The sequence below is a fragment of the Streptomyces sp. NPDC050422 genome, assembly GCF_044458665.1.
Lineage (GTDB): Bacteria > Actinomycetota > Actinomycetes > Streptomycetales > Streptomycetaceae > Streptomyces.
This window is the reverse complement of record NZ_JBITIE010000010.1, coordinates 43,221-67,550: the sequence shown is the minus strand read 5'-3', so window position 1 is coordinate 67,550 and position 24,330 is coordinate 43,221. Positions and strand designations below refer to the sequence as shown.

Genomic DNA, 24,330 nt, shown 5'->3' with positions numbered 1-24,330 from the left:
GGGAAGCCGGGCGGGCACGGCCGTCCGCCCTTACGCGGCGTGCGCGAACCGCTCCCGGTCGCTGTCCGCACTCACCGTCCTCCCGCGCTCCTGGCGTGCGGAGCCGCGAGCCGCCTTGCGGGCACGGCGGGCCTCCCGCACGAGCCGCTCGTTGGCGGCGCGGCGGACGAGTTCGGCTGCCCTGATCTTGTGGAGTTCCAGCTCGTACATGTGATTCCCCCTGGGGTAGGGCCCGTTGGGCCTCGGTGGCGGCAGTGCTTCTGCCGTGCCACCACTGTCGTCCCCCAGGGGGTGGTGCCGCATCGGGCGAGTTCCGCATCCGTGACGGCCGGGGGCCTTAGGCAGGGCCTTACGCCACCGCACAGTCACGGCCGGGACGCGGCCCGATGCCTTAGACCGCGCCGCGGGGCGGCGTACGTGAGGGGCCCTGGCTATCCTGCCCTGGCTATCCTGCGGTGGCCGGCGCCGTCGGCAGCGCGACGATGAGGTCGAAGTACATGCACACGGCGATCAGTACGCCCAGCACGCCGAGGGCGATGCCCCCCTTGGCGACCGCGCGGATCCAGCCCGGCTGCGGGTGCGCGGACGGGGTGCCGAACGCCGGGCGGACCAGGACGTAGACACCGACGAGCAGCGCGAGCAGGCCGAAGAGGCCGTTGACCAGTGCGGTGGTGTGCCACGCGTCGCCGTAGATCTCGGAGATCTGCTGTGCGGCCGACGCACCGGACGAGGTCTTGAACTGCCCGATCAGCGTCTCGCGCTCGGCGGCGACCCGGCCGCTCCAGGCGCCGGTGAGCGAGACGACGCCGAGTCCGGCGGTGACGACGGCCGCTGCGGCGGTGGCGAGGCCGGAGGACTCCTTGCCCTCCTCCTCGTCGTCGTCGAGGTCGAGGTCCTGCTCCGGGTCGAGATCCTGCTCGGCGTCGGCTTCGGACTCCGGGCCGGTTTTGTCTAGCCGGGTCGCCGTGCCGCTGCTCACGGGGGTGTCGGTGACTGCGGCGTCGGTGGTGTTCTCCACGGTCTTGTCGGCGGTGTTGTCGGGAGTCGCCTTCTCGGTGGTCTTCGGCTCGCCGTCGCCCTCGGCGACGGGAGCGGTGGGAGTAGTGGGGGTGGTGGAGTTCATCTTCCGCACGCTAGGTGGGACAGATGAGAACCCTCTTAACGTCCGCTCCCGCCCGGCGTCGGCTCTGTTTCCTCGCCGGTCAGTGCACGTGCTCAGCGGTCGGTGCGACCTCGTCGCTCTCGGCCCCGTTCGCGTGCGCCGCCGGGATCGTCGCGTGCGAAGCCCGGCAGTCGGGCGGTTCGATGCTGATGCGCGGCAGCCGCCGGTCCAGCCACCCGGGCAGCCACCAGTTCGCACCGCCCAGCAGGTGCATCAGGGCGGGGACGAGCAGGGTGCGCAGGACGAAGGCGTCCAGGGCCACGGCCGCGGCGAGGGCGATGCCGAACATGGCGATGACCCGGTCGCCGCTGAGTACGAAGGCGAGGAAGACCGAAATCATGATCACGGCGGCCGAGTTGATCACCCGGCTGGTCTCGGCCAGGCCGACCCTGACCGCCCGCCGGTTGTCGCCGGTCTCCAGCCACTCCTCGTACATCCGGCCGACCAGGAACACCTGGTAGTCCATGGAGAGGCCGAACAGCACGGACACCATGATCACCGGCAGGAAGGGCTCGATCGGACCGGAGCTGCCCAGCCCCAGCAGCTCGCTCCCCCAGCCCCACTGGAAGATCGCCACGACCACCCCGAACGAGGAGGCCACCGCCGCCACGTTCATCGCCGCGGCCTTCAGCGGGATGCCGACCGACCGGAAGGCCATCAGCAGGAGCAGACAGCCGAGTCCCACGACGACGCCGATGAAGAGCGGGAGCTTGCCGATGATGATCTGGGCGAAGTCGTCGTAGCTGGCCGTCACCCCGCCCACATGGGCCTGGAGCGACGTGTTCTCGGACGCCTTCGGCAGGACGTCGGTCCGCAGCCGGTCCACGAGCTCACTGGTCTGCCGGGACTGCGGCGCCGAGTCCGGGACGACGGTGACGTACGCGGTGTCGCCGCTGGAGTTGTACGTCACCGGGTAGGCCCATGCGACCCCGTCGGTGGCGCGCAGCGTCGCGGGCAGGGTGTCCATCGCGAGCCGGTCGTCGGCGCCGTCCAGGTGCGCGGCCACGGTCAGCGGACCGTTGACGCCGGGACCGAAGCCGTCGGCCAGGAGGTCGTACGCCTGCCGGGTGGTCGAGGACCGCGCGTTGTTGCCCTGGTCGGAGCTGCCCAGGTGGAGCGAGAAGGTGGGGAGCGCGAGGACCAGCATCACGGCGGCGGCGACGGCGCCGAGCAGTTTGGGGTGGCGCTCCACGAAGGCGGACCAGCGGGCGGCGAAGCCCGTGGCCGATTCGGGCTGCGGGCCGTGCTCGGCCAGCCGTCGGCGCTCGCGCCGGCTCAGTGCCCGCATGCCGATCAGGGACAGCAGCGCGGGCAGCAGGGTCACGGAGGCGGCTACGGTCAGGACGACGGTGAGCGAGGCGGCGATGGCAACGCCGTTGAGGAAGTTCAGCCGCAGGATCAGCATGCCGAGCAGCGCGACGCAGACGGTGGCCCCGGCGAAGACGACGGCCCTCCCGGTCGTCGTGACGGCGTGCTGTGCCGCCTCGGGTACGGTCATGCCGCGCCGGATCCCTCTGCGGTGCCGGGTCACGATGAAGAGCGCGTAGTCGATCCCGACGCCGAGCCCGATGAGCATGCCCAGCATGGGGGCGAAGTCGGCGACGGTCATCAGGTGTCCAAGCAGCACGATGCCCGCGTACGCCGTACCGACCGAGACGAGGGCGGTGGCGATGGGCAGCAGGCTGGCGGCGAGCGAGCCGAAGGCGAGGAGGAGCACGACGGCGGCGACGACCACCCCGACGGCCTCGCTGAGGTGGGCGGCCGGTGCCTCGGTGAGGGCTATGGCCGAGCCGCCCAGCTCGACCTGGAGGTGCTCGCCCGCGGCGGCCTTCGCGGTGTCGACGACGGCGCGGGCGTGGGCGGCCGGTACGTCGTCCGCCTGCCGGTCGAAGGTGATGGTGGCGTAGGCGGTGCGCCCGTCCGCGCTGATCTGCCCGGATCCGGGGTCCGCGTACGGACCGCTGACCGCTCCGACGCCGGGCAGCCGTTCGACGGCGTGCAGGGTGGCGGTCATCTTCTGGGTGACGTCGGCGGCCCGCACGGTGGAGTCGTCGGTGTGCCAGACGATGGTGTCGGTGTCGCCACCGAGATCCTTGAAGCCGTTCTTCAGCAGTTCGGCCGCCCGCCCGGACTCGGTGCCGGGTGCCTCGTAGTCGTTGGAGTAGGCGGAACCCGCGAACCCCGCCGCGGCCGCCGTGCCTCCGAGGGCCAGCAGCCAGATGAGGACGGCGAGGAGGCGGTGCGTGACGCACCAGCGGGCGATGGCAGCCAAGGGACGTACTCCCTGCGGGTTCGTGGTCTCCACGGACGTTCGGCAGAACCGTCCGTGTGAGAACGCATGACCTTGAGAACCGTCACTCTGACAGTCAACTATGATCCTTTGTCCGTTTCGTGGCCTTACTCACAGGGGTCAGGTCCACATATGAGCGATATGAACACCGCCGTACGGCGGGGGCGCACAAAGGGGCGGTGCACCCGGCCGGAACCGGGGCACCGCCCCTTCACTCTCGTACGGAACGGGCTCAGCCCTCGACGCCGAGCTTCTCCAGGATCAGCTCGCGCACCCGGGCCGCGTCCGCCTGGCCACGGGTGGCCTTCATGACGGCGCCGACGAGCGCACCGGCGGCGGCGACCTTGCCGCCGCGGATCTTGTCCGCGATGGCGGCGTTGCCCGCGATGGCCTCGTCCACGGCCGTGGACAGCGCGCCGTCGTCGGAGACGACCTTCAGGCCGCGCTTCTCGACGACGGTGTCCGGGTCGCCCTCGCCCGCGAGGACACCCTCCAGGACCTGTCGGGCCAGCTTGTCGTTGAGATCGCCGGAGGTGACGAGCTCGGCGACCCTGGCGACCTGCGCGGGGGTGACACCCAGCTCGTCGAGACCGCGGCCGGTCTCGTTGGCGTTACGGGCGAGCTCGCCCATCCACCATTTGCGGGCCTGGTCCGACGGGGCGCCCGCCTCGGTCGTGGCCACGATCAGGTCGACCGCGCCCGCGTTGAGGATGGACTGCATGTCGTGCTCGGAGACACCCCATTCCTCCTTGAGCCGGGCGCGGCGCAGCCGCGGCAGCTCGGGAAGCCCCTTGCGGAGCTCCTCGACCCACTCCCGGGCCGGGGCGACCGGCACCAGGTCGGGCTCGGGGAAGTAGCGGTAGTCCTCGGCGTTGTCCTTGATGCGGCCGGCCGTGGTGGAGCCGTCCTCCTCGTGGAAGTGCCGGGTCTCCTGCACGATCGTGCCGCCCGAGTTCAGCACCGCGGCGTGGCGCTGGATCTCGAAGCGGGCGGCCCGCTCGACGGAACGCAGCGAGTTCACGTTCTTCGTCTCGGAGCGGGTACCGAACGCCTCGCGGCCGTGCGGGCGCAGCGACAGGTTCACGTCGCAGCGCATCTGGCCCATCTCCATGCGGGCGTCCGAGACGCCGAGCGCCTTGATGAGCTCGCGGAGCTCGGCGACGTACGCCTTGGCGACCTCGGGGGCGCGTGCGCCCGCTCCCTCGATCGGCTTGGTGACGATCTCGATGAGCGGGATGCCCGCGCGGTTGTAGTCGAGCAGGGAGTGGGACGCGCCGTGGATGCGGCCGGTGGCACCGCCGACGTGCGTCGACTTGCCGGTGTCCTCCTCCATGTGGGCGCGCTCGATCTGCACGCGGAAGATCTCCCCGTCCTCCAGCTGGACGTCCAGATAGCCTTCGAAAGCGATCGGCTCGTCGTACTGGGAGGTCTGGAAGTTCTTCGGCATGTCCGGATAGAAGTAGTTCTTCCGGGCGAAGCGGCACCACTCGGCGATCTCGCAGTTCAGCGCGAGACCGATCTTGATGGCGGACTCGACGCCGATCTCGTTCACGACCGGCAGCGCGCCGGGCAGCCCGAGACAGACCGGGCAGGTCTGCGAGTTGGCGTCCTGCTTGAGCTCGGTGGAGCAGCCGCAGAACATCTTGGTCTTGGTGCCGAGCTCGACATGGACTTCGAGGCCCATGACGGGGTCGTACGTCGCGAGGGCGTCCTCGTACGACTCCAGGTCAATGACAGTCACTGAAACTTTCCCTCTCAGCCCAGCAGGACGTCGTCGTCGCCGAGACGCTTGAGCTCGCGGTAAAGGATCGCGAGTCCGGTCACGATCGCGGCGGCGGATACGGCGGCGTCGATCAGCCGCAGTGTGTCGTTGTCCTGGCGGGCCATCTTCACCTGCTTGAACACGCTGAGCGCGCCGAAGGCGGTGGTGCCCATGGACACGTACGCGCCGGTCTTGGACTTCTTGAAGTTCTTGGCCTTCTTAGCCATTGCGCTCATAGCGACGGAGCCTCCTCAAGCAGCGGGTGCCCCCACCTTTCCACGAAGGCGGCCTCGACGGCGGCTCCGACCTTGTACAGCCGGTCGTCCTTCATGGCGGGAGCGATGATCTGCAGCCCGACCGGCAGGCCGTCCTCCGGCGCCAGGCCGCAGGGCAGCGACATGGCGGCGTTGCCGGCCAGGTTGGTCGGAATGGTGCACAGGTCCGCGAGGTACATCGCCATCGGGTCGTCGGCGCGCTCGCCGATCGGGAAGGCGGTGGTGGGCGTCGTCGGGGAGACGATGACGTCGACCTGCTCGAATGCCTTCTCGAAGTCCCGCGTGATCAGTGTGCGGACCTTCTGCGCCGAGCCGTAGTACGCGTCGTAGTAGCCGGAGCTCAGCGCGTACGTACCGAGGATGATGCGGCGCTTGACCTCGTCGCCGAAGCCGGCCTCGCGGGTGAGCGCGGTGACGTCCTCGGCGGACCTCGTGCCGTCGTCGCCGACCCGCAGGCCGTAACGCATGGCGTCGAAGCGGGCGAGGTTCGAGGAGCACTCGGACGGCGCGATGAGGTAGTACGCCGAAAGGCCGAGGTCGAAGGACGGGCAGTCCAGCTCGACGACCGTGGCGCCGAGCGACTTCAGCAGCTCGACCGACTCGTTGAAGCGCTGGACGACACCGGCCTGGTAGCCCTCGCCCGAGAACTGCTTCACGACACCGACGCGCATGCCCTGTACGGAGCCGTTGCGCGCGGCCTCGACGACCGGCGGCACCGGGGCGTCGATGGACGTCGAGTCGAGCGGGTCGTGCCCGGCGATGGCCTCGTGCAGCAGGGCCGCGTCCAGGACCGTACGGGCGCAGGGCCCGCCCTGGTCGAGGGAGGACGAGAAGGCCACCATGCCGTAGCGGGAGACGCCGCCGTAGGTGGGCTTGACGCCGACGGTGCCGGTGACGGCGGCGGGCTGGCGGATGGAACCGCCGGTGTCCGTGCCGATGGCGAGCGGGGCCTCGAACGACGCGAGAGCGGCCGACGAACCGCCGCCGGAGCCGCCCGGGATGCGGGTGAGGTCCCACGGGTTGCCGGTCGGGCCGTAGGCGCTGTTCTCGGTGGAGGACCCCATGGCGAACTCGTCCATGTTGGTCTTGCCGAGGATCACGACGTCGGCGGCCTTGAGCCGCTTGGTGACGGTCGCGTCGTACGGCGGGACCCAGCCTTCGAGGATCTTCGAACCGACGGTGGTCGGCATGTCCTCGGTGGTGAAGATGTCCTTCAGCGCGAGCGGCACGCCGGCCAGCGGGCCGAGCTTCTCGCCGGCCGCCTTCTTGGCGTCGACGGCGCGGGCCTGAGCGAGCGCGCCCTCGCGGTCGATGTGCAGGAAGGCGTGGACCTTCTCGTCGACGGCTTCGATCCGGGCCAGGTGGGCCTCGGTGACCTCGACGGCCGTGAGCTCACCCGAAGCGATCTTCGCGGCGATCTCGGCGGCGGTGAGCTTGATGATGGTGCTGATGTCCGTCATGAGTTTTAGTCCTCCCCCAGGATCTGCGGCACCTTGAAACGCTGCTGCTCCTGGGCCGGGGCGCCGGAGAGCGCCTGCGCGGGGGTGAGCGACGGACGGACCTCGTCCGCGCGCATGACGTTGGTCAGCGGCAGCGGGTGGGAGGTCGGCGGTACGTCTTGGTCGGCGACCTCGGAGACGCGGGCGACCGCGCCGATGATGTCGTCGAGCTGACCGGCGAAGTGATCGAGCTCTTCGCCCTTCAGCTCCAGACGCGCCAGCCGGGCGAGGTGGGCGACCTCCTCGCGCGTGATGCCAGGCATGCAGCGATCCTCAGGGGTTGGTGTGTGGTTTTGGCTGGGGGCCGACGGCACGTTTCCACCGTCCGTCCGAAGGACGGGCCGTGCGGCGTCTGGTCCGTGCGATCGCAAGGCGCCGGAGCGCCCTCGTGGCGGAGCCACGTGGGCGTTTCGGCAACGCGGCGAGCGTGCGTGCCAGACGCCGCACGGCAGGTGGAAATGTGCCGCCGGCCCCCCAATCCTATGGTGTCGCCCGGACTGGCTACGGCCACCTGTGGAACGGCTGGTCGGTAAAGCGGCCGCCCTGCGAAGTCGAGCCCGTCCGCCGCTCAAGGACGAAGCCGCCGGCAGGCGCAATCACGCCCGTCGAGGGGATCCCCCATGCCCTTCCGGTAATGGAGGAGATCGAGGACAAAGCGGCCGCCGGGCGCCCCCGGTCACCTCATCGCGGGCGGCCGCCGGGCGCCCCGGTCACCTCATCGCACCCCGCGCCCCGGCACCCCGCACCCGCCCTATGTCGTCGCGGGCCGCGAGTCGACCGTCCGCCCGGACGGGCGCTGCTCCAGCTCGGGCGTCGCCTTGGCAGCCGCACCCGCGGCGACCGCACTCGCTGCCGCCGCGGCGGCCGCGGCGGCCGCGGCCAGCTCCGCCGGACGCCGCCACCCGTGCTCGCCGCGCGCCCGCAGCCAGGCCGTCGTCTCCTGGGGCGGCATCGCGGCGGCCACCAGCCATCCCTGCACCGCGTCGCAGCCCAGGTCCCGCAGCCGCTCCCACGTCTCGTCGTCCTCGACGCCCTCGGCGACGACCACCAGACCGAGCGAGTGGGCCAGGTCGATCGTGCAGCGGACGATCTCCGCGTCCTCGTGGTCGATGGCGAGCCGGGCCACGAACGACCGGTCGATCTTGAGCTCGCTGACCGGCAGCCGGCGCAGGTGAACCAGCGAGGAGTACCCCGTACCGAAGTCGTCCAGGGACATCTTCACGCCGTGCCCGGTCAGCCCGGCCAGCGTGTCCGCGGCTCGCTGCGGGTCCTCCAGGAGCACGTGTTCCGTTATCTCCAGCTGCAGCGCGCCCGCCGGGACGCCGTGCCGGGCCAGCCGGGCCGCGACGCCGCCGGCGAACCCCGGGGTGTGCACGTCGCGCGGCGACACGTTGACCGCGACGGGCACGAAGAGGCCCTGCGCCCGCCACCGGGCGACCTGGGCCAACGCCGTCTCCAGGACGTACTCCGTGAGGTGCGGCATCAGCCCGGAGGACTCGGCGATGGCGATGAACTCGTCCGGGGGGACCCTGCCCCGCTCCGGATGCACCCAGCGGACCAGCGCCTCCAGGCCGGCCACCTGGCCGTCGAAACGCACCTTCGGCTGGTAGTGCAGCTCCACTTCCCCGGCATCCAGCGCGCGTCGCAGATCGCCGAGCAGGCCGAGCCGGTCCGGGGTGTTGCTGTCGCGCTTCGACTCGTACACCTCCACGCCCGTCCGGTCGCGCTTGGCCTGGTACATCGCCACGTCCGCACGCCGCAGCAGCCCCTCCGCGTCCAGCGCGTGGTCCGGGTAGACGGCGACGCCCGCGCTGGCCTCCAGCACCAGCGTGAGTCCGTCGAGGTCCAGCGGCGAGGAGAGCTCGGCCACCAGATGGCGGGCGACGCGCTGGGCGCTGGTGGTGGAGTCCGCCGTCGGCAGCAGGACGGCGAACTCGTCGCCGCCGAGCCGGGCCGCCTCCGCGCCGCGCGGCAGTGCGAGCCGCAGCCGGTCCGCTATCTGCAGCAGCAGCCGGTCCCCCGCGAGGTGACCGAGGGTGTCGTTGACCGCACGGAAGCGGTCGAGGTCGATCAGGACGAGGCCGACCCGGCTGCCGAGGCTCTCGGCCTCCTCCAGCGCCGTCCAGGTCCGCTCCAGCAGCCACTGCCGGTTCGGCAGTCCGGTCAGCGGGTCCCTCAGTTGCTCCTCAGCCCGGGCGCGGGCGATCCAGAGTGTGGAGTCCAGCGCGATCAGCGGGACCGCGAAGAGGGGCAGCAGGACGGGCATCGCCATCGCGACGACGCAGATCAGCGGTGCGATGCCGAGGAGCGCGACGGCGACGAGACCCTGCCGCAGCAGGGCGGTGCGGGCGACCGTCGGCAGTCCGCCGCCCTGCGGGGACCGGGAGTACCACAGCAGGACCCGGGTGACGAGCAGATACGTGGAGGCCGCGAGCAGGACTTCCGGGACGGCGTCGATGCCCCAGTCGAGTGGCTGCCAGGGCGACTCGACGGTCTGCACCTCGCCGAACGCCGCCAGGACCAGCGCCGCCGCGCCCACGCCCAGGATGTCCACCGCCCCGTGCAGCAGCCCCTGCCACCAGCGGTGCCGGCGGGCCACGCCGACGAGCACGACCACCACGAGGCTGACCAGACCGGCGGGCACCCAGCCGTAGAGGAGGAGCACGGCGAGGGTGAGGGCGGCGCCGGAACCGGTGCCGCCCCACCAGCGGTCGCGGCCGAGCGCGACCAGGTGACCGACGACGATCCCGGTGAGGACGGCGAGCGACCAGCCGGCGCGCCCGTCCGGGAAGAGGGCGTGGCCGCTGCTCACGGTCCGGTAGAAGCCGGTCGCGAGCTGGACCGTGGCGAGGGCCACGACGACGGCACCCACTTTGGGTGTGAGGCCGGTGAAACCTTGCATCCGTGACACCGGTGCGGCGTTCTCGGTCGGTTTCATTCCGTCCCTCTCACAGCCGGCGGTGCCGATGTCACCTGATGGTTCCGTTCCGTGCCAGCACGCCCCGTCCCGCGCGGTGGCCGGGGTACCGCAGGCGCATCTCCCAACAGTAGGCCGCCGAGGGCGTCCACGGGCAGCGGTCTACAGCTCTTGCCCGAATGCGAACCGACCACCCGTCAGCATCTGCTATGCGCCGATCGGGTGAATCCGACGGTGTGTCATCCCGCCCTCACTCTCCGGCGTCCGACGCGGCCTTCGCCGGCTCCCTCCTACTGATCCTCGGGCGGGACCGCGGCCTCGCGCGCCGCGTCGGGCCCCTGTTCGAGCAGCACCGCGAAGCCGTCCTCGTCGAGCACGGGCACCTTCAGCTGCATCGCCTTGTCGTACTTCGACCCGGGGTTGTCGCCGACGACGACGAAGGAGGTCTTCTTCGAGACGGAACCGGTGACCTTCGCCCCGCGGCTCTGGAGCGCCTCCTTCGCGCCGTCCCTGGTGTGGCCGGTCAGGGTGCCGGTGACGACGACGGTGAGTCCTTCGAGCGGCCTCGGCCCCTCGTCCTCGCCTGCGCCCTCGTCCTCCATCCGGACCCCGGCCTCCCGCCACTTGCGCAGGATCTCGCGGTGCCATTCCTCGGCGAACCACTGCTTGACCGAGGCGGCGATGATCCCCCCGACCCCGTCCGCGTCGGCCAGCTCCTGCTCGGTGGCCTCCTCGATCCGGTCCATGGACCGGAACTGGCGCGCCAGCTCCTGCGAGGCGACCGGCCCGACGTGGCGGATGGAGAGCCCCGTGAGGATCCGGGCCAGCGGGGCCTCCTTCGCAGCGGAGATGGCCTCCAGCATGGAGAGGGCGTTCTTCTTCGGTTCCCCCTGCTGGTTGGCGAAGACCGTCGCGATCTTCTCCTCGCCCGTCTTCGGGTCCCGCTTGGGCAGTCCGCTGTCCGTGTCGCGGACGTAGGCGCGGATGGGCAGCAGCTGCTCGACGGTCAGCCCGAAGAGGTCGCCCTCGTCGCGCAGCGGCGGGTCGGCGGGCTCCAGCGGCCGGGTCAGGGCTGCGGCGGCGACATATCCGAAGTGGTCGATGTCCAGGCACTTGCGGCCCGCCAGATAGGCGACCCGCTCCCGCAGCTGCGCCGGGCAGGAGCGGGCGTTGGGGCAGCGGACGTCGACGTCCGCCTCCTTCATGGGCTTCAGCTCCGTCCCGCACTCGGGGCAGTGCGTGGGCATGACGAACGCCTTCTCCGTGCCGTCGCGGAGGTCGACGACCGGGCCGAGGATCTCCGGGATCACGTCGCCCGCCTTGCGGAGCACGACGGTGTCGCCGATCAGAACGCCCTTCGCCCGGACCACGTTCTGGTTGTGCAGGGTCGCGAACTCCACCTCGGAGCCCGCCACTTCGACCGGCTCGACCTGGGCGTACGGGGTGACGCGGCCGGTGCGGCCGACGCCGACGCGGATGTTGACGAGCTTGGTGTTGACCTCCTCCGGCGCGTACTTCCAGGCGATCGCCCAGCGCGGTGCGCGGGAGGTGGAGCCGAGGCGGCCCTGGAGCGGGATCTCGTCGAGCTTGACGACGACTCCGTCGATCTCGTGCTCCACGGAGTGCCGGTGCTCGCCGAAGTACGCGATGAACTCCCGCACGCCGGCGAGGGAGTCCACCACCTTGTTGTACTTGGCGGTGGGCAGGCCCCACTCGTGAAGCAGCTCGTAGGCGTGCGAGAGGCGGTCGATGTCGAAGCCCTCGCGGGCGCCGATGCCGTGGACCACCATGTGCAGCGGCCGGGTGGCGGTGACCTTGGGGTCCTTCTGGCGCAGCGAACCGGCCGCCGCGTTGCGCGGGTTGGCGAAGGGCTTGTCGTCGGCCTCGACCAGCCGGGCGTTCAGCTCCTCGAATCCCTCCATCGGGAAGAAGACCTCGCCGCGGATCTCGACGAGCTCCGGGATCCGGTCGCCCTTCAGCCGGTGCGGGATCTCCGCGATCGTGCGGACGTTGGGCGTGATGTCCTCGCCGGTACGGCCGTCGCCCCGGGTCGCGGCCCGGGTCAGCAGGCCGTGCTCGTAGGTGAGGTTGACCGCAAGGCCGTCGATCTTGAGCTCGCACAGGAAGTGGTAGCCGGTGGCGCCCACGTCCCGGGCGATCCGCTCGCCCCAGGCGGCCAGCTCCTCGTCGTCGAAGGCGTTGTCCAGGGACAGCATCCGCTCGCGGTGCTCGACGGAGGTGAACTGCGTCCGGTACGGCCCGGCGACCTTCTGGGTCGGCGAGTCGGGCGTGCGCAGCGGCGGGTGCGCGTCCTCCAGTGCCTCCAGCTCACGCATCAGCCGGTCGAACTCCGCGTCGCTGACGACCGGCTGGTCGTTCACGTAATAGCGGAAGCGGTGCTCCTCGACCTGCTCGGCGAGGAGCACGTGCCGCTCCCGGGCCTCCGCCGGCACCGCCGTCTCCTGTGCGCCCGGCAGTGGCGTCTGCTGTTCGCCGGTCATCGTCCCGTCCTCCCGTTACCCAGTGCCCCGTTACTCAGGGTTGTCTGCGAGCGATTTCGCGGCCCGGGCGCAGTGGGCGAGCGCGGCTCGCGCGTACGCGGGCGAGGCACCCGCGAGACCGCACGAGGGGGTGATCGCCACGGACTCGGTCAGAGTCCCCGGATTCAGCCCCAGCCTGCGCCACAGCGTCCTGACACCCATGACGCTACCGCCCGGGTCGGACAATCCGCCCGAGCCCGGGTCGGTGCCGGGCACGACCCCGAGGAACAGCTGGGTGCCGCCCTCGACGGCTTCCCCGATCGCCTCCTCCTCACGCTCGGTGAGCAACGAGAAGTCGAAGGAGATCCCGTCGGCCCCGGCCCGGCGCAGCAGCGCGAAGGGCACATCGGGGGCGCAGGTGTGCACGACCGTGGCTCCGTCGCCGGCCACGCCCAGCACCTCGCGCAGTGTGTCCTCGACGACCTGGCGGTCCACCGCCCGGTAGGTGCGGTAGCCGCTCGCCGTCCTGACCCGTCCGAGCAGGACCCCGGTCAGCGACGGCTCGTCGAGCTGGAGGATCACGCGTGCACCGGGCATCCGGCGCCGCACCTCGGCGAGGTGGTTGCGCAGCCCCTCCGCGAGCGAGCCCGCCAGGTCGCGGCAGGCTCCGGGGTCGCCGAGTACGGCCTCGCCGCTCCGGCGCTCCAGCGCGGCTGCCAGCGTCCACGGCCCGACGGCCTGCACCTTGAGCGGGCCCTCGTACCCCTGGGTGAACTCCTCCAGCGCGTCGAGGTCCTCGCCGAGCCAGGACCGGGCCCGGCGGGTGTCGCGCCCCGGCCGGTCGCTGATGCGCCAGCCGCTCGGCTCGACGTGTCCGTACATCTCTACGAGCAGCCCGATGGTCCGCCCGATCATGTCCGCGCCGGGGCCGCGCGCGGGCAGTTCCGCCAGGTACGGCACGCCCTGGCCGTCACCGAAGGATCCGGTGACGGTCTTCGCCGCCTCCCGTGCGTCTCCTCCGGGCATCGATCCGATTCCGGTGGCCGGGCAACCGCTGAACTTGCTCTTCTCGCTCACGCGGGAAGCCTACGGCCGTTCCCGGCGGGGACCGTCAGCGGCCGATACCCGCGCTGACCTCAGCGGCCGGGACGCACGGTGAGGTCGTTGACCTCGGCGTCGCGAGGCAGGTCGAGGGCCATCAGGATCGTGGTGGCGACGGACTCCGGGTCGATCCAGCGGGCGGGGTCGTACTCCTTGCCCTCCTGCTGGTGGACCTTGGCCTGCATGGCGCTGGCGGTGCGGCCCGGGTACACGGACGTCACCCGCACCCCGTTCTCGTGCTCCTCGTGGCGCAGCGAGTCGGCCAGGGCCTTCAGGCCGTGCTTGCTCGCCGCGTAGGCGCCCCACTCGGCGTGCGCGGCGAGCCCGGCACCGGAGTTGACGAAGAGGACGTGGCCCTGGGCGACCCGGAGCTGGGGCAGGAGGAGGCGGGTCAGCTCGGCCGGGGCGATGAGGTTGGCGTTGAGCTGGAAGTGCCAGGCCTTGGGGGTGAGCTCGCCGACGCGTCCGAGTTCGACGACGCCCGCGATGTGCAGCAGCGAGTCGAGCCGCTCCGGCATCGACTGCTGGCCGAAGGCCCAGGAGAGCCGGTCCGGGTTGGACAGGTCGCCGACGATCGTGCGGGCGCCGGGATGGAGTGCGGCCAGTTCCTTGGCGCGGCCCGCGTCACGGGCCAGCAGGACGAGCTCGTCCCCGCGCTCCGTGAGACGGCGGGCGACGGCTGCGCCGATGCCGGAACCGGCACCGGTGATGAGGTGAGTGGACATGCCCCCATCGTCGCACCCGTCATGTCACGGCCGACGCATCACTGCAGGCCGGCCCATTCCTCCAGGTAGGCCAGGGCGCCGACCCCGTCCTTGGCGAAGAAGACCAGGTCGGTCAGCGGGAGCGGGAGGAAGCCTTCCTCCTCCATGCGCTGGAACTGCTGGCGCAGACCGTCGTAGAACCCCGCCGTGTTGAGCAGCACGACCGGCTTGGTGTGCTTGCCGTGCTTCTTGAGCTCCAGGATCTCGGTGGCCTCGTCGAGCGTGCCGGTACCACCCACCATGATCACGATCGCGTCGGACTTCTCCAGGAGCAGCGCCTTGCGCTCGGCGAGGTCCCGCGCGATCACCATCTCGTCCGCGTTGGTCCGCGCCTTCGCGGCCAGGAAGTCCACGGACACCCCGACCAGCTTCCCTCCGGCCTCCTGCACACCGTCCGCGACGACCTTCATCAACCCGCTCTCGGAGCCGCCCCAGACCAGGGTGTGCCCACCACGGCCGATCAGCTCGGCGAACTCGCGGGCGGGCACGGTGTAGCGGTCGTCGAGGTCGGCGGCGGAGAGGAAAACGCAGATCTTCATGGCTGCCACGTTAGATCCCGCCACCGACAACGCGGAATCCGGGGAAGAAACCCGCGGGCGGCAGGGCTGAACAGAACATGACTGCTACCCGAGGACACCGCATCACCGTCGAGCCCGGCACCGAGCACGTGCGCGTGGTCCGCGACGGCGTACTGCTCGCCGAGAGCCGCCGCCCTCTCGTGCTGCGCGAGACGGGCTGTCCGGTCCGCTACTACCTGCCGCCCGCGGATGTCCGTACGGAACTGCTGACGGCGTCGGAGACCCGCACCCACTGTCCGTTCAAGGGGGACGCCTCCTACTGGTCGCGCCCGGAGGCGGCCGACCTCGTCTGGGCCTACCCGGACCCGAAGGACGAAGTGGCCGCGATCAAGGACCACTTCTGCTTCTACGACACCGAGACTCTGCCGGCCTGACAGCCAACACCACGTCAACACCCCTTCTGAGCGGCGCGGAAGAGATCGTTCAAAAAGTTCTCGCGGAAAGCGATGAGTTTCCCGGTGCCCCGCAGTCCACCTCCACATGGACAAGACTCTCTCCCGCGACGGCACCCTGATCGCCTACCGGCGCCGGGGCCAGGGACCGCCGTTGATCCTCGTGGGCGGGGCGCTGTGCACGGCGGACACCGAGGCCCCGCTGGCCCGCCTCCTCGCGCCGCGCTTCGAGGTCGTCACGTACGACCGGCGCGGCCGCGGAGCCAGCGGGGACAGCTCGCCGTATGCGGTGGAGCGCGAGATCGAGGACCTGACGGCGGTCGCGGAGGCGGTGGGCGGACGGCCCTCGGTGTTCGGCATCGGGTCCGGCGGCGCGCTGGCCCTGGAGGCCCACGCCGCCGGGCTCCCGGTCGCCCGGCTCGCGGTGCACGAGCCGCCGTACACCCCGGGCGCCGCGGGCCTGGCGTTCAAGGCCGGCTGCACGGCCCGGCTGCACCGGCTGCTGTCCGCCGGGGACCGGGGCGGGGCGGTGGAGCTGTTCCTGACCGCGACGGGGGTCGCGGCCGACATGGTCGCCCGGATGCGGAGGTCGCCGTTGTGGCGGACCCTGGAGTCCGTGGCACACACCCTCGCGTACGACGACGCGGTGCTGGGCGACGGCGCGGTCCCGGCCGACCGGTTCGCCTCGGTGTCGGCGCGGACCCTGGTGGTCTGCGGCGGCTCCAGCGCGGCCACCGCCAGGACGGCGACCCGCCTGCTGGCGGACGCGCTGCCCCGGGGCCGGCACCGCACCCTGACGGGGCAGACGCGGGAGCTTGCGCCACAGGTGATCGCGCCGGTGCTGGCGGAGTTCTTCACCCGGGACGTGTACGTACGCCAGGCGTCCTGAGACACACGGGCGGGCCGGGGGGCCGAAGCACCCCGCGCGGCTGCGCCCGTACAGGGGTCGGGCGCTGCCGTGCGGGGCCAAATGATGTTCCTCAGTGAGGCGAGCTCAACGAATCGCCCCACGCCACAGGGCTGGTTCGGCATCACCGAACAGCTGCTCCCGGGCGTCGATATCCGGAAACACAAGTCTCAGCTGCCGACGGAACGCGACTCCATGACCGGGTGCGCGCAGGTGGCAGAGTTCGTGGACCAGGACGAGGTCCACCAACGAAGGCGGCAGTTGCAGCACCGCCCAGTGCACCGTGATGGCGCCGTCCTGCCCAAGCGCCCCCCACCGGGGGCCCAGGTCACGGGCCTGGACGCGGGGCGCCGGCAGTCCGACACGTGAGGCGTACGAGGGCAGCCGCCCGGCGAGCCACCGGGTGCCGCACGCCTCGTACCACTGGGCGATCCGGCGTGCGCCTTCGTCGGCCGTGCGCGGCCTAGGCAGCTCCAGCCACCCCCGGTACAGCCTTACGCGGCCGCTCTCTTTGGCGGGGAGGAGCTTCAGCCGGTGGCGTCGCCCCAGGTAACTGAAGCCCGTGCCGCCAACGAGCTCCTTGGCCGGCTCGTCCGGCCTCGTCCGTCTGTCTCGAACCTCGCGTGCCAGGCGTGGCAGCCTCGTCCGTACGGCCCGTGCGACGGCGGCCGGGTCCGCGTTCAGCGGTACGGCGAACAGGACGTCACCGCTCTCGTCGACCTCGATGCCCAGCGTGCGCCGTCGGGGCCGTACGACGACCTGCCACGTCCACTCCCCGGGCACGGGGAGTGCCGCGATCGCCTGGTGGACGGGAGTACTCACGGGGCATTCCTACCATCCGACAACACGGATTCCCTGCGAGGCCCCTCGCTCAGCGTGCATTGCGCTCCCCGTACCGCAGGAAGTCGTCACGGCGCTCGACGGCCAGTTCCACCAGGAGTCCGGCGAGCGGGCCGGTGTCCTCCCAGTCCAGGGAGACATGCCTCTCCAGACTGCCGCGAAGGTGCTTACGGACCCGGTCCCTGGTATCCGCCAGGTGCACGATGTCCGGTGAGCGCACATGCCCGGCGATCTCGATGGTGAGGGCGCGGGCGGCTGCCGTCAGGTCAGCACCCGACGGAGTCACTGCACCTTCCTCCAGCTCCTGTACGAGCAGTCCGTGGACCGGCCGCTCCGTCCACGGGTCGAGGTCTCCTCCGGCGCTTGCGTCCTCGTCCTCGTTCTCGTTCATGTCTCCGACCAGCCGGGAGAGCTCGGAGGCGGCCTTCTCGAAGTCGTCCCGCATCTGCTCAAGGATCTCGTCGAGGCGTCGGCTGAAGCGGGTGTACCGGGCTCGGTCGGATCCGATCTCGGCCGCGATGCGCACCTTCACCGAACTGGACATGTACGAAACCCGTGTGCGCGCATCGCTGTTGGCGTTGACCCGCTCCATGAAGTCGGGGGCGGTGAGCTCGATGGGCGGGACGCGCTGCTCGATGTCCGTCACCTTCAGGTGCCGTGCCATGAGCTGCCGGATCTTGGCGCCGTAGCGTCGCGGGCTGAAGTCGTCACGACCGTCGAGGTAGCGGCGGCGGACCAGGTACTGGACCTCACCGAGAAGCCCTGCGAACGCCTCGTACTTCAGGGCTTCGGGGCGCGGCAGTACGGCGTTGAGGGCACTGAGGAAGTCACGGGCGAGCTCGTCGAAATCGGCGCGCAGCAACGGGTCCTCAAGCGCGGCCAGCAGGTCCTCCCGCTGCTCCTCCACCTTGAGGGAGGTGATGCCCAGCCGGTCCAGGAAGTCGGAGACGTGGGTACGCAGATCTGCGAGCAGCGCGTCGGCAGCCGCGTCGGCCTGGAGCAGCAGACGGTCCCGCACCGGCTGGTGGCCCGTGAAGGTCTTCTTGTCGAGGTGGTCGACGGACGCGTCGTAGCCGTACAGCTCGCGAAGGTGCGCCTTCTCGTACTCCCCGAGCGAGCGGGCCAGCTCCGGACCGATCCCGATGAAGTCGACCACCTGCCCCCAACGCTTGTTCCGGTACGGGCGGTTGGTACGAGCGACCGCCTGGAGAAGCCCCGCGCCGGACAGCGCGCGGTCGAGGTAGAGAACCTGCTCCACGGGGGCGTCGAAGCCGGTGAGCAGCATCGACTGCACGACCAGGAAGGCCATGGGGGCCTCGCCCGGTTCCTCTGTCTCGTTCACCGGCGCGTCCGGCTGCTGCCGCCCCTCCGGGTGCCACTTCTCCCTCGCTTTGCCGGGCGTGCCCAGCCCGGAGGCCGAGGTCCCGTGGGCGGACACCTTCCACGCAGGGTCCTCGGCAGCGCCGAACGGGTCACCGAGCCCCTTCTGGAAGCGCTCGATGTAGCCGTCCTGCTGTGACTTCGAGGTCCAGCACTTCCACGCCTCGGGGTCCTTGCGCCCGCTGTTCGGCTGAGCCTCGGAGATCACCACAGCGGCGTCGATGGACCGGAGCAGCTCCCGGTGAGCGACCAGATCCAGCAGCTCACGCTTTTCCCCTTCCGCCTCGAAGGCTGCCATCGGATCGTGGACGTCTGCCGGTTCGAGGGCGTCGATCCGCGCCACCAGACGTTCACGTGCCGCGAGGAGGGCCTCCCGGTAGCGAACGGCCGCGAGTCGTGAGACGGCTGCGAGCTGGGCGCCGAAGCGGTCGGGCAGCGCGTTCCTCGCCCAGTGCCGCAGCATGTAGTCGGCCTTCGCCTCGATCACGGAGGGCGCTTCGAGGATCTCCTTACGTCGCGCGAACTTCTCCAGGACGCGCTCGCGCTGCTTGGGGTCCTCGGGCACCTTCTCGTCGAACTCGGCGTCCAGCGCCGCCTTCTCGATCACTTCCAGCGGAACGCTGTACGCCTCGTAGCGCACCGGAACCACGGCGCCGTCCCGCTCGGCATCCCGCAGGGTGTAGAGGTCGGCGAACGGGCCGAAGATGTCTTCGGTGGTCTTCCGGTCGTCGCTGAGGATCGGGGTTCCGGTGAAGCCGACCATCATGGCGTTCGGCAGCATGGCGCGCAGTCGGGCGTGCTGCCACTGGTCCTGGCCCCTGTGGGCCTCGTCGATCAGGACGACGATGTCCGGGCTCGGGTTCTGGACGCGGTTGTACAGATAACCTTCGCCGTCGTCCTCTCCAGGAAGCTTCTCCTCACGGCCGTCGTACTCCGAGTCAGCCCTGCGCGCCTTCTGCAGCGTGATGAGGACGAGGTCGGGCACGTCCACCGCGAGGTAGCGGCGTGACTGCGGCACGCTCGACGCGCGGTAGATCTTCTGGTTGCTCGCCGCGAGGCTCCCCCGGATCTGCTTCTCCAGGTCGAGCCGGTCCGTCACCACGACGACCTTGTGTTGCTTGAGACCGGATGTGCTGCGGAGATGGCGTACGAGGAAGGCCATGGTGAGGCTCTTCCCGGAACCCTGGGTGTGCCAGACGACGCCGCCCCGCTGGTCGACCGGCTCACCGGCATCGATCTTCCCGCGCCGTTCCAGCAGGCGCTGGGCCAGTTTGTGCACGGCCTTGAACTGCGGGTAGCGACCGATGATCTTGACGGTACGAGGGCCACTCCCGGCCTGAGTGGTGAAGTCCCGGACCAGGGAGAGCAAGTGGGCCGGCCGCAGCACACCGGCCACCAGGACGTCCTGGTCACTCAGCGCGGTGCCGCGGCTCCTGCCGGTCTCCTCGCGTACCTGTTCCTCGGTGGCGGGCAGAGTGGTGCGCCAGGGGGCGAAGTGCAGCGAGTCGGCGGTGACGGTGCCGAGCTCGGCGTGGTCCCGGTCCGTTCCGATCAGCACCTGGGCGAAGCGCACAAGCTCCGCGACGGGCTGGGGTGCGTCCACCCCTGCGTAGCCGATGACCTGCTCGACGGCCGCGTCCAGCGCCGCGCGCTGTTCCTGCCTGGCGGAGACCAGGGGGGCCTTGCACTCGATGACGACCCAGGGCAGGCCGTTGACGAACAGGACGATGTCCGGGATGACGGGTTCGGCGTTCTTGCGTTCCACCCGGAACTGCGAGACGGCGAGGAAGTCGTTGCCGTGCTCGAACTCGCTGTCCCAGTCGACGAGCTTGATGTGCTCGGGCTTGCCTTTGGTCCAGCCGGGGACGGTACGGGAGGGGATCCCCTTGCGCAGGAGATCAGTCGCCTCCAGGTTGCCCGCAACACCTCTTCCCGGGCTTCCGATTCCCGGCGCCTTGCCCCGGACCCGGGCGAGGAGGTGATCCAGCTGGGCGTCGGACAGCCAGGTCTTGCCGTGCGGGCCGGGGTTGATCCGAGCCACGGCGTCCCGGAACCGTTGCGCGTAGACGACCTGCTCGAAGCTCGTCCGCCCGGAAGGGCCCGGCTCGGTGACCGTGCCGTGCGGCGGGCCGCCTTCGAGGTGCGTCCACCCCATTGCGGTCAGCTGCCTGGTCAGCGGCTTCTCGGTCCTGTCGTACTCCGGCTGCCCCATGCCTGGTCTCCCCGCGCGCCCGTCACCGTACGTCCCACCCGCACCCGTATGGGTGTACGCGGAACTCTACCGGCGGGGCCCGGATCGACCAGGGGATGCGGACACGGGGATGGGCTTGCAGCGCGGGAAAGGCCGTGACGGCTGGCAGATGCCCAGTATGGCCCGAGCGTCACGGCCCCTTTCACAGACGCGCCTCCGCACTCACCATCACTCGCTCGGGGCGGTTGCCTCGGCCGAATCCTGCTTGTCGGCATCGGCGAAGAGGAGAGTGGGCTCGGCGAGGATGTCCCGGCCTGCCTCGCTCTTGTAGATCTCGTCGACGCTGCCGAACCGAGCTTCCGAGTAGTCGAGGTCGAGGAGATCTGCTGCCTGTCGGACGGACGCCTCGTCGGGTCCTTCAATCTCGACGAATGTGGGGAGGTCCGGCCAGGTATCGAAGTCGAAGGCGACTTCGCCCAGGCGCCATTCCTCGCGGTAGTTCTCCTGGTAGCGGACCTCGCGCAGGCCAACGTTGCGGAGGATCTCGGCCATAGCGTGCAGGTCCGAGACCTCGGTTTCGATCTCGGTGGTGCCGTCGATCGTCGTGGAGTCGGTGACCTGCTTCAGCGTGAGCGTGGAGCGGGTGGCCTCATCCCTCAGCCGGATCCAGGCACCGCCTTCGAGGGCGTCGTTCTCGAAGATCTTCCGGGTGAGGAGCGTGCGAGGGAACGCCTGGACGGCTCCGAGGGAAGTCAGCTTGGTCTGGAGACCGTCGACATCGATGGCGAGGAACTTCGCCTCGTACTCGTGCTTCATGTGTCCTTCTTCCCGTAGTTCTAGGAGGGGGTGGATGCGCGGGCGGCGAGGAGGAGGCCCATGCGGTGGGTGTGGTCCTGCAGTTGTCCGACGTGTGCCTGTTCGGCGAATTCGTTGGTCCGCAGGGTGAGCAGGACGTCCCAGTCGCCGATGAAGTACTGCCGGAGTCTCTCGGGGGATGTGTAGTGCTCAAGCATGTGCTGGCGTTGTGTGAGGGGCATCATGAACTCCGCGCCGAACAGTCCGCCGGGCCGGACAAGACGCTGCATGCGGTCGACGAACTCGCTCAGCGGCTGGTGGTGGTTGGCACTGTAATGCCATGAGCAGCTCGTCCAGACCGCGTCACAACGCGTGGCGGGGGGCTCGGCTGCGAGGAAGTCGTCCTCTACAACCTGGACCCGTTCGTAGAGCCCTTCGCGTTTCAGCCGGTCGATCAGCCCCATTGCGTGGCCGATTTTGTCACCCGGAAGTTGGACCTCGCCGCCGTGCAGGGCGATCGGGTCGCGTTCGATGGCGATGACGCGGTAGCCGGCCTCAGCCAGCGGCACGACGAGTCTGCCGTCACTCGCGCCAATGACCGTCACGGTGGCGTCAGGCTCCGCGTTCTCCTTCAGCGCGGCGAGGAACTGCGGGAAGAAGGTGAGGGTGTGCCGCCACATGCTTGGTGCCTGCACTGGCTTGCTCTCCTTGCAGGTTGGTGGTCAGGACGGTCTGGAGTACCTCGTCCGGGTTAAGGCCGGTGGTATCTACGCGGTGCATCTGGAACGAGGTGTAGGCGTGGGTGATCTGATCCGCTGCGATTTCAGCGAGGGCGTCCCAACGGGAGACGGGCTTCTCGCGTCTGGCGAGCCGGCGTTGACGTTCAACTTCTTCGCAGACGAGGTAGTAGGTGACCGGTTGCGGTAGGCCAGCCGGCAGGGCTACGGAGAGGTCGGCTCCGAAAGCACGGTGATTGGCCAGGCAGCGTGCGAAGTAGCTTTCGACGATGACCGGGGTGCCGGCGGTCAGGTAACGCTGGATCTGATCAGCCGCTGTGAACAGGGCTGAGAGGTAGAAGCACATTCGGGCTTCGGCATTCCCCAGCCGGTCCACCTCGCGCCTCAGAGCCTGGTGGGCGGGTGGCACGGTCGGGACCAGCACGGCGCCGCGTGCCGCCGCAAGCATGGGCGCGAGGGTTGATTTGCCAGTGCCGCGGAGCCCTTCGAGGCTCTCGAACGGTGCCTGGTCAGGCACGTCCGTACACCACGTCCGGGACAGCGAGAGTGAGCTCGTCACTGTCTGACGGTCGGTGGTCGATGTGGTCGGCGAGCTTGTCGTACCAGAAGGCGTGTGAGTCCCGGCCGACTGCCTTGCAGGACATGGTGAGCGCACCGCGCGGGTCGGCCTCGATCCGCTCGATCTGCTTCGGGCCGCCCGCACGGGCGCAGATCTCCGGGGCGCCGTGCTCGGACAAGTCCTCGTCGACGATTACCTCGATGGTCAGCTCGGCGGCCTGGAGCTGGTCCCGGAGGCGGACGTAGGCGACAGGGTCGGTGACGAGGAGCTCAGGGTGGTCAGCGGCGTTGCCGACCGGCCGGAGGCAGTGAAGCTTCAACTGCTCTACGCCGTACTGCTGGAGGGTGCGCGCCAGGGGGAGAACCTCGTCGATGTTGCGGGAGGTGACCGTCATGGTCGCGCCGGTGCGAACCCCGAGTCCCCGGGCGATATCGAGGGCGCTCAGCGCACTCTGGTAGCTCCCGAACTTGCGGATGTGGTCGTTGGTCGAGCCGATGCCCTCCAGCGAAACCCGCAGCAGGTCCAGGTGAGGGGCGATCTCGGTGAGCCGGCGCTCGATCCGGTAGCCGTTGGTGCAGATCTCGACCTGCATGCCCAGGTCCTGCTTGGCGTACCGGACGACCTGGGTGAGGTTCTTGTAGACGAACGGCTCGCCGCCGAGCAGGGTGACGGCCTCGGTGTCGTACTGCTGGCGCATCAGCGTCAGGAGGTTGATTGCCTCGTCTGCGGTGAAGGCGTCGGCGTGCTGGAGTCGTTCGCCGTGGAAGCAGTGCAGACACTCGAAGTTGCAGCGGTACAAGAGCTGGAGGTACAGCATTCGGATCCTTCGGATCCCGGTGATTTCCCCGATCACGTGGGTCTCCTTCTGGCAGTTGCCTGGTGGGAGACCTGATGTTTGCGGAATGGCTCCGGACCGCGTCACCGCGTATCCGGACGCTACGAGGACGTCCTGGGACGTTTTCAATGCGCCGCGAAAGTCTCCAGGATTCCGATCACGCGCGCGGTGTCCGTCAGGCCGGGCAGCACTACGTGGGCGCCTGCATCGGCCAGCTCTTCGACACCGTGCAGGCCAGAGGCGACCGCGATGATCCTGGATCCGGAGTCGAGGGCGGCCTCAACGTCCCTCGGGGTGTCGCCGACGAGCACGACAGGAACGTCACTTCGCGCGCCCCGCAGACGTTGGGCTCGCGCGCGGGCGACGGCGACCAACCCGGAACGTAGGAGGGCGTCAGCTCCATAGGCGCCGGCAGCCAGATCCAGCAAGGGGTCGAGGCCGAAGGCCGCCACCTTCACACGAGCGTTGGCCGCGATGTTGCCCGTGAGTACCGAGGACACCCAGCCTTCCCGTACCGAAGCTTCCTTCAATACTTCGCGCACGCCAGGCAGCGCCGTTCCGCGCCGACGAAGTTCGTGAAGGCGCTCCTCCCCCGCGCTGGCAAGGGCCGCCTCGACAACAGCCCAGGCGGGCTCGGACAGGCCGTTCCGCTGGATCATGTCGCGCATGATGAGGCGATCCGTACGTCCCTCCGTCCGCGCGGGCTCAGCCGGGTCAGCCCCTGTCAACGCGGCAAAGGCAGCGGCGTAGATCTCTTTACTGACCCCGGAATTTTCGATGAGCGTGTGGTCGATATCCCACAGGACGATGAGCTCCATACCAAGAAGCGTAGGTTCCGCGGACGAAGCCTCGGGCCGAGGAACGTC

General features: G+C 70.0%; 21 protein-coding genes. 2 read left to right on the top strand and 19 right to left on the bottom strand.

The features are described from left to right. Window positions 1–30: 30 nt before the first annotated feature. The 12 genes from ACIBJG_RS17135 to ACIBJG_RS17080 all read right to left on the bottom strand — a co-directional run bounded on the left by ACIBJG_RS17135 (window position 31) and on the right by ACIBJG_RS17080 (window position 14,789). Window positions 31–210, bottom strand: a complete 180-nt coding sequence (locus tag ACIBJG_RS17135) for a hypothetical protein (RefSeq protein WP_399308339.1) — start codon at window positions 208–210, stop codon at window positions 31–33. Between the two features lie 235 nt (window positions 211–445). After that, on the bottom strand, window positions 446–1,132 hold the full coding sequence (locus tag ACIBJG_RS17130; RefSeq protein ID WP_399308338.1) for a hypothetical protein: 687 nt from the start codon (window positions 1,130–1,132) through the stop codon (window positions 446–448). Window positions 1,133–1,202: 70 nt separating this feature from the next. Continuing rightward, window positions 1,203–3,434 (bottom strand): MMPL family transporter, encoded by a 2,232-nt coding sequence (locus ACIBJG_RS17125; RefSeq protein WP_399308337.1) that lies wholly within the window; start codon window positions 3,432–3,434, stop codon window positions 1,203–1,205. A gap of 250 nt (window positions 3,435–3,684) precedes the next feature. Beyond that, entirely contained in the window at window positions 3,685–5,193 is a 1,509-nt protein-coding gene (gene gatB / locus ACIBJG_RS17120; RefSeq protein ID WP_399308336.1) for an Asp-tRNA(Asn)/Glu-tRNA(Gln) amidotransferase subunit GatB, read from the bottom strand. A 14-nt stretch (window positions 5,194–5,207) separates the two neighbouring features. Further along, window positions 5,208–5,450: a hypothetical protein gene (locus ACIBJG_RS17115; RefSeq protein ID WP_148020961.1), complete on the bottom strand. Its 243-nt coding sequence runs from the start codon at window positions 5,448–5,450 to the stop codon at window positions 5,208–5,210. Then, complete coding sequence (gatA, locus tag ACIBJG_RS17110; RefSeq protein ID WP_399308335.1) at window positions 5,447–6,949, bottom strand: Asp-tRNA(Asn)/Glu-tRNA(Gln) amidotransferase subunit GatA; 1,503 nt, start codon at window positions 6,947–6,949, stop codon at window positions 5,447–5,449. The genes ACIBJG_RS17115 and gatA overlap by 4 nt, the downstream gene beginning before the upstream one ends. Window positions 6,950–6,954: 5 nt before the next feature. Continuing rightward, the gene (gene gatC / locus ACIBJG_RS17105; RefSeq protein WP_003966094.1) at window positions 6,955–7,251 is read right to left on the bottom strand and encodes an Asp-tRNA(Asn)/Glu-tRNA(Gln) amidotransferase subunit GatC; all 297 of its coding nucleotides are present in this window, start codon (window positions 7,249–7,251) and stop codon (window positions 6,955–6,957) included. A gap of 488 nt (window positions 7,252–7,739) precedes the next feature. Next, the gene (locus ACIBJG_RS17100; protein ID WP_399308334.1) at window positions 7,740–9,926 is read right to left on the bottom strand and encodes a putative bifunctional diguanylate cyclase/phosphodiesterase; all 2,187 of its coding nucleotides are present in this window, start codon (window positions 9,924–9,926) and stop codon (window positions 7,740–7,742) included. A 269-nt stretch (window positions 9,927–10,195) separates the two neighbouring features. Then, window positions 10,196–12,406, bottom strand: coding sequence for an NAD-dependent DNA ligase LigA (ligA, locus tag ACIBJG_RS17095; protein ID WP_399308333.1), 2,211 nt, complete (start codon window positions 12,404–12,406; stop codon window positions 10,196–10,198). A 30-nt stretch (window positions 12,407–12,436) separates the two neighbouring features. Next, the gene (locus ACIBJG_RS17090) at window positions 12,437–13,462 is read right to left on the bottom strand and encodes a methionine synthase (RefSeq protein ID WP_399308332.1); all 1,026 of its coding nucleotides are present in this window, start codon (window positions 13,460–13,462) and stop codon (window positions 12,437–12,439) included. Window positions 13,463–13,521: 59 nt separating this feature from the next. Beyond that, window positions 13,522–14,211: an SDR family oxidoreductase gene (locus tag ACIBJG_RS17085; RefSeq protein ID WP_399308331.1), complete on the bottom strand. Its 690-nt coding sequence runs from the start codon at window positions 14,209–14,211 to the stop codon at window positions 13,522–13,524. 38 nt (window positions 14,212–14,249) lie between these two features. Continuing rightward, a complete protein-coding gene (locus tag ACIBJG_RS17080) occupies window positions 14,250–14,789 on the bottom strand; it encodes a TIGR00730 family Rossman fold protein (RefSeq protein WP_399308330.1) in 540 nt (179 codons plus the stop codon). 77 nt (window positions 14,790–14,866) lie between these two features. On the opposite strand from ACIBJG_RS17080, the gene ACIBJG_RS17075 reads away from it, so the two are divergent. Beyond that, window positions 14,867–15,202 (top strand): DUF427 domain-containing protein, encoded by a 336-nt coding sequence (locus tag ACIBJG_RS17075; protein ID WP_399308329.1) that lies wholly within the window; start codon window positions 14,867–14,869, stop codon window positions 15,200–15,202. 106 nt (window positions 15,203–15,308) lie between these two features. Next, on the top strand, window positions 15,309–16,109 hold the full coding sequence (locus ACIBJG_RS17070; RefSeq protein WP_399308328.1) for an alpha/beta fold hydrolase: 801 nt from the start codon (window positions 15,309–15,311) through the stop codon (window positions 16,107–16,109). Between the two features lie 105 nt (window positions 16,110–16,214). On the opposite strand, the gene ACIBJG_RS17065 is transcribed toward ACIBJG_RS17070, so the two are convergent. The 7 genes from ACIBJG_RS17065 to ACIBJG_RS17035 all read right to left on the bottom strand — a co-directional run bounded on the left by ACIBJG_RS17065 (window position 16,215) and on the right by ACIBJG_RS17035 (window position 24,282). After that, window positions 16,215–16,949 (bottom strand): M48 family metallopeptidase, encoded by a 735-nt coding sequence (locus ACIBJG_RS17065; RefSeq protein WP_399308327.1) that lies wholly within the window; start codon window positions 16,947–16,949, stop codon window positions 16,215–16,217. Between the two features lie 49 nt (window positions 16,950–16,998). Further along, the gene (locus tag ACIBJG_RS17060) at window positions 16,999–20,559 is read right to left on the bottom strand and encodes a type I restriction endonuclease subunit R (protein ID WP_399308326.1); all 3,561 of its coding nucleotides are present in this window, start codon (window positions 20,557–20,559) and stop codon (window positions 16,999–17,001) included. 207 nt (window positions 20,560–20,766) lie between these two features. Continuing rightward, on the bottom strand, window positions 20,767–21,354 hold the full coding sequence (locus tag ACIBJG_RS17055) for a class IV adenylate cyclase (protein ID WP_399308325.1): 588 nt from the start codon (window positions 21,352–21,354) through the stop codon (window positions 20,767–20,769). Between the two features lie 20 nt (window positions 21,355–21,374). Further along, window positions 21,375–22,028, bottom strand: a complete 654-nt coding sequence (locus ACIBJG_RS17050) for a class I SAM-dependent methyltransferase (RefSeq protein ID WP_399308324.1) — start codon at window positions 22,026–22,028, stop codon at window positions 21,375–21,377. Next, entirely contained in the window at window positions 21,946–22,587 is a 642-nt protein-coding gene (locus tag ACIBJG_RS17045; protein ID WP_399308323.1) for a hypothetical protein, read from the bottom strand. The genes ACIBJG_RS17050 and ACIBJG_RS17045 overlap by 83 nt, the downstream gene beginning before the upstream one ends. Continuing rightward, window positions 22,580–23,482, bottom strand: a complete 903-nt coding sequence (locus ACIBJG_RS17040; RefSeq protein ID WP_399308322.1) for a radical SAM protein — start codon at window positions 23,480–23,482, stop codon at window positions 22,580–22,582. The genes ACIBJG_RS17045 and ACIBJG_RS17040 overlap by 8 nt, the downstream gene beginning before the upstream one ends. 107 nt (window positions 23,483–23,589) lie before the next feature. Next, window positions 23,590–24,282, bottom strand: coding sequence for an HAD family hydrolase (locus tag ACIBJG_RS17035; RefSeq protein WP_399308321.1), 693 nt, complete (start codon window positions 24,280–24,282; stop codon window positions 23,590–23,592). Window positions 24,283–24,330: the final 48 nt, after the last annotated feature.

Bases quoted from the DNA above. Each gene is read 5' to 3' on its own strand.
- ACIBJG_RS17135 (WP_399308339.1), bottom strand. From the start codon at position 210: ATGTACGAGCTGGAACTCCACAAGATCAGGGCAGCCGAACTCGTCCGC.
- ACIBJG_RS17115 (WP_148020961.1), bottom strand. From the start codon at position 5,450: ATGAGCGCAATGGCTAAGAAGGCCAAGAACTTCAAGAAGTCCAAGACC.
- gatA (WP_399308335.1), bottom strand. From the start codon at position 6,949: ATGACGGACATCAGCACCATCATCAAGCTCACCGCCGCCGAGATCGCC.
- gatC (WP_003966094.1), bottom strand. From the start codon at position 7,251: ATGCCTGGCATCACGCGCGAGGAGGTCGCCCACCTCGCCCGGCTGGCG.
- ACIBJG_RS17100 (WP_399308334.1), bottom strand. From the start codon at position 9,926: ATGAAACCGACCGAGAACGCCGCACCGGTGTCACGGATGCAAGGTTTC.
- ligA (WP_399308333.1), bottom strand. From the start codon at position 12,406: ATGACCGGCGAACAGCAGACGCCACTGCCGGGCGCACAGGAGACGGCG.
- ACIBJG_RS17085 (WP_399308331.1), bottom strand. From the start codon at position 14,211: ATGTCCACTCACCTCATCACCGGTGCCGGTTCCGGCATCGGCGCAGCC.
- ACIBJG_RS17080 (WP_399308330.1), bottom strand. From the start codon at position 14,789: ATGAAGATCTGCGTTTTCCTCTCCGCCGCCGACCTCGACGACCGCTAC.
- ACIBJG_RS17075 (WP_399308329.1), top strand. From the start codon at position 14,867: ATGACTGCTACCCGAGGACACCGCATCACCGTCGAGCCCGGCACCGAG.
- ACIBJG_RS17070 (WP_399308328.1), top strand. From the start codon at position 15,309: ATGGACAAGACTCTCTCCCGCGACGGCACCCTGATCGCCTACCGGCGC.
- ACIBJG_RS17060 (WP_399308326.1), bottom strand. From the start codon at position 20,559: ATGGGGCAGCCGGAGTACGACAGGACCGAGAAGCCGCTGACCAGGCAG.
- ACIBJG_RS17055 (WP_399308325.1), bottom strand. From the start codon at position 21,354: ATGAAGCACGAGTACGAGGCGAAGTTCCTCGCCATCGATGTCGACGGT.
- ACIBJG_RS17035 (WP_399308321.1), bottom strand. From the start codon at position 24,282: ATGGAGCTCATCGTCCTGTGGGATATCGACCACACGCTCATCGAAAAT.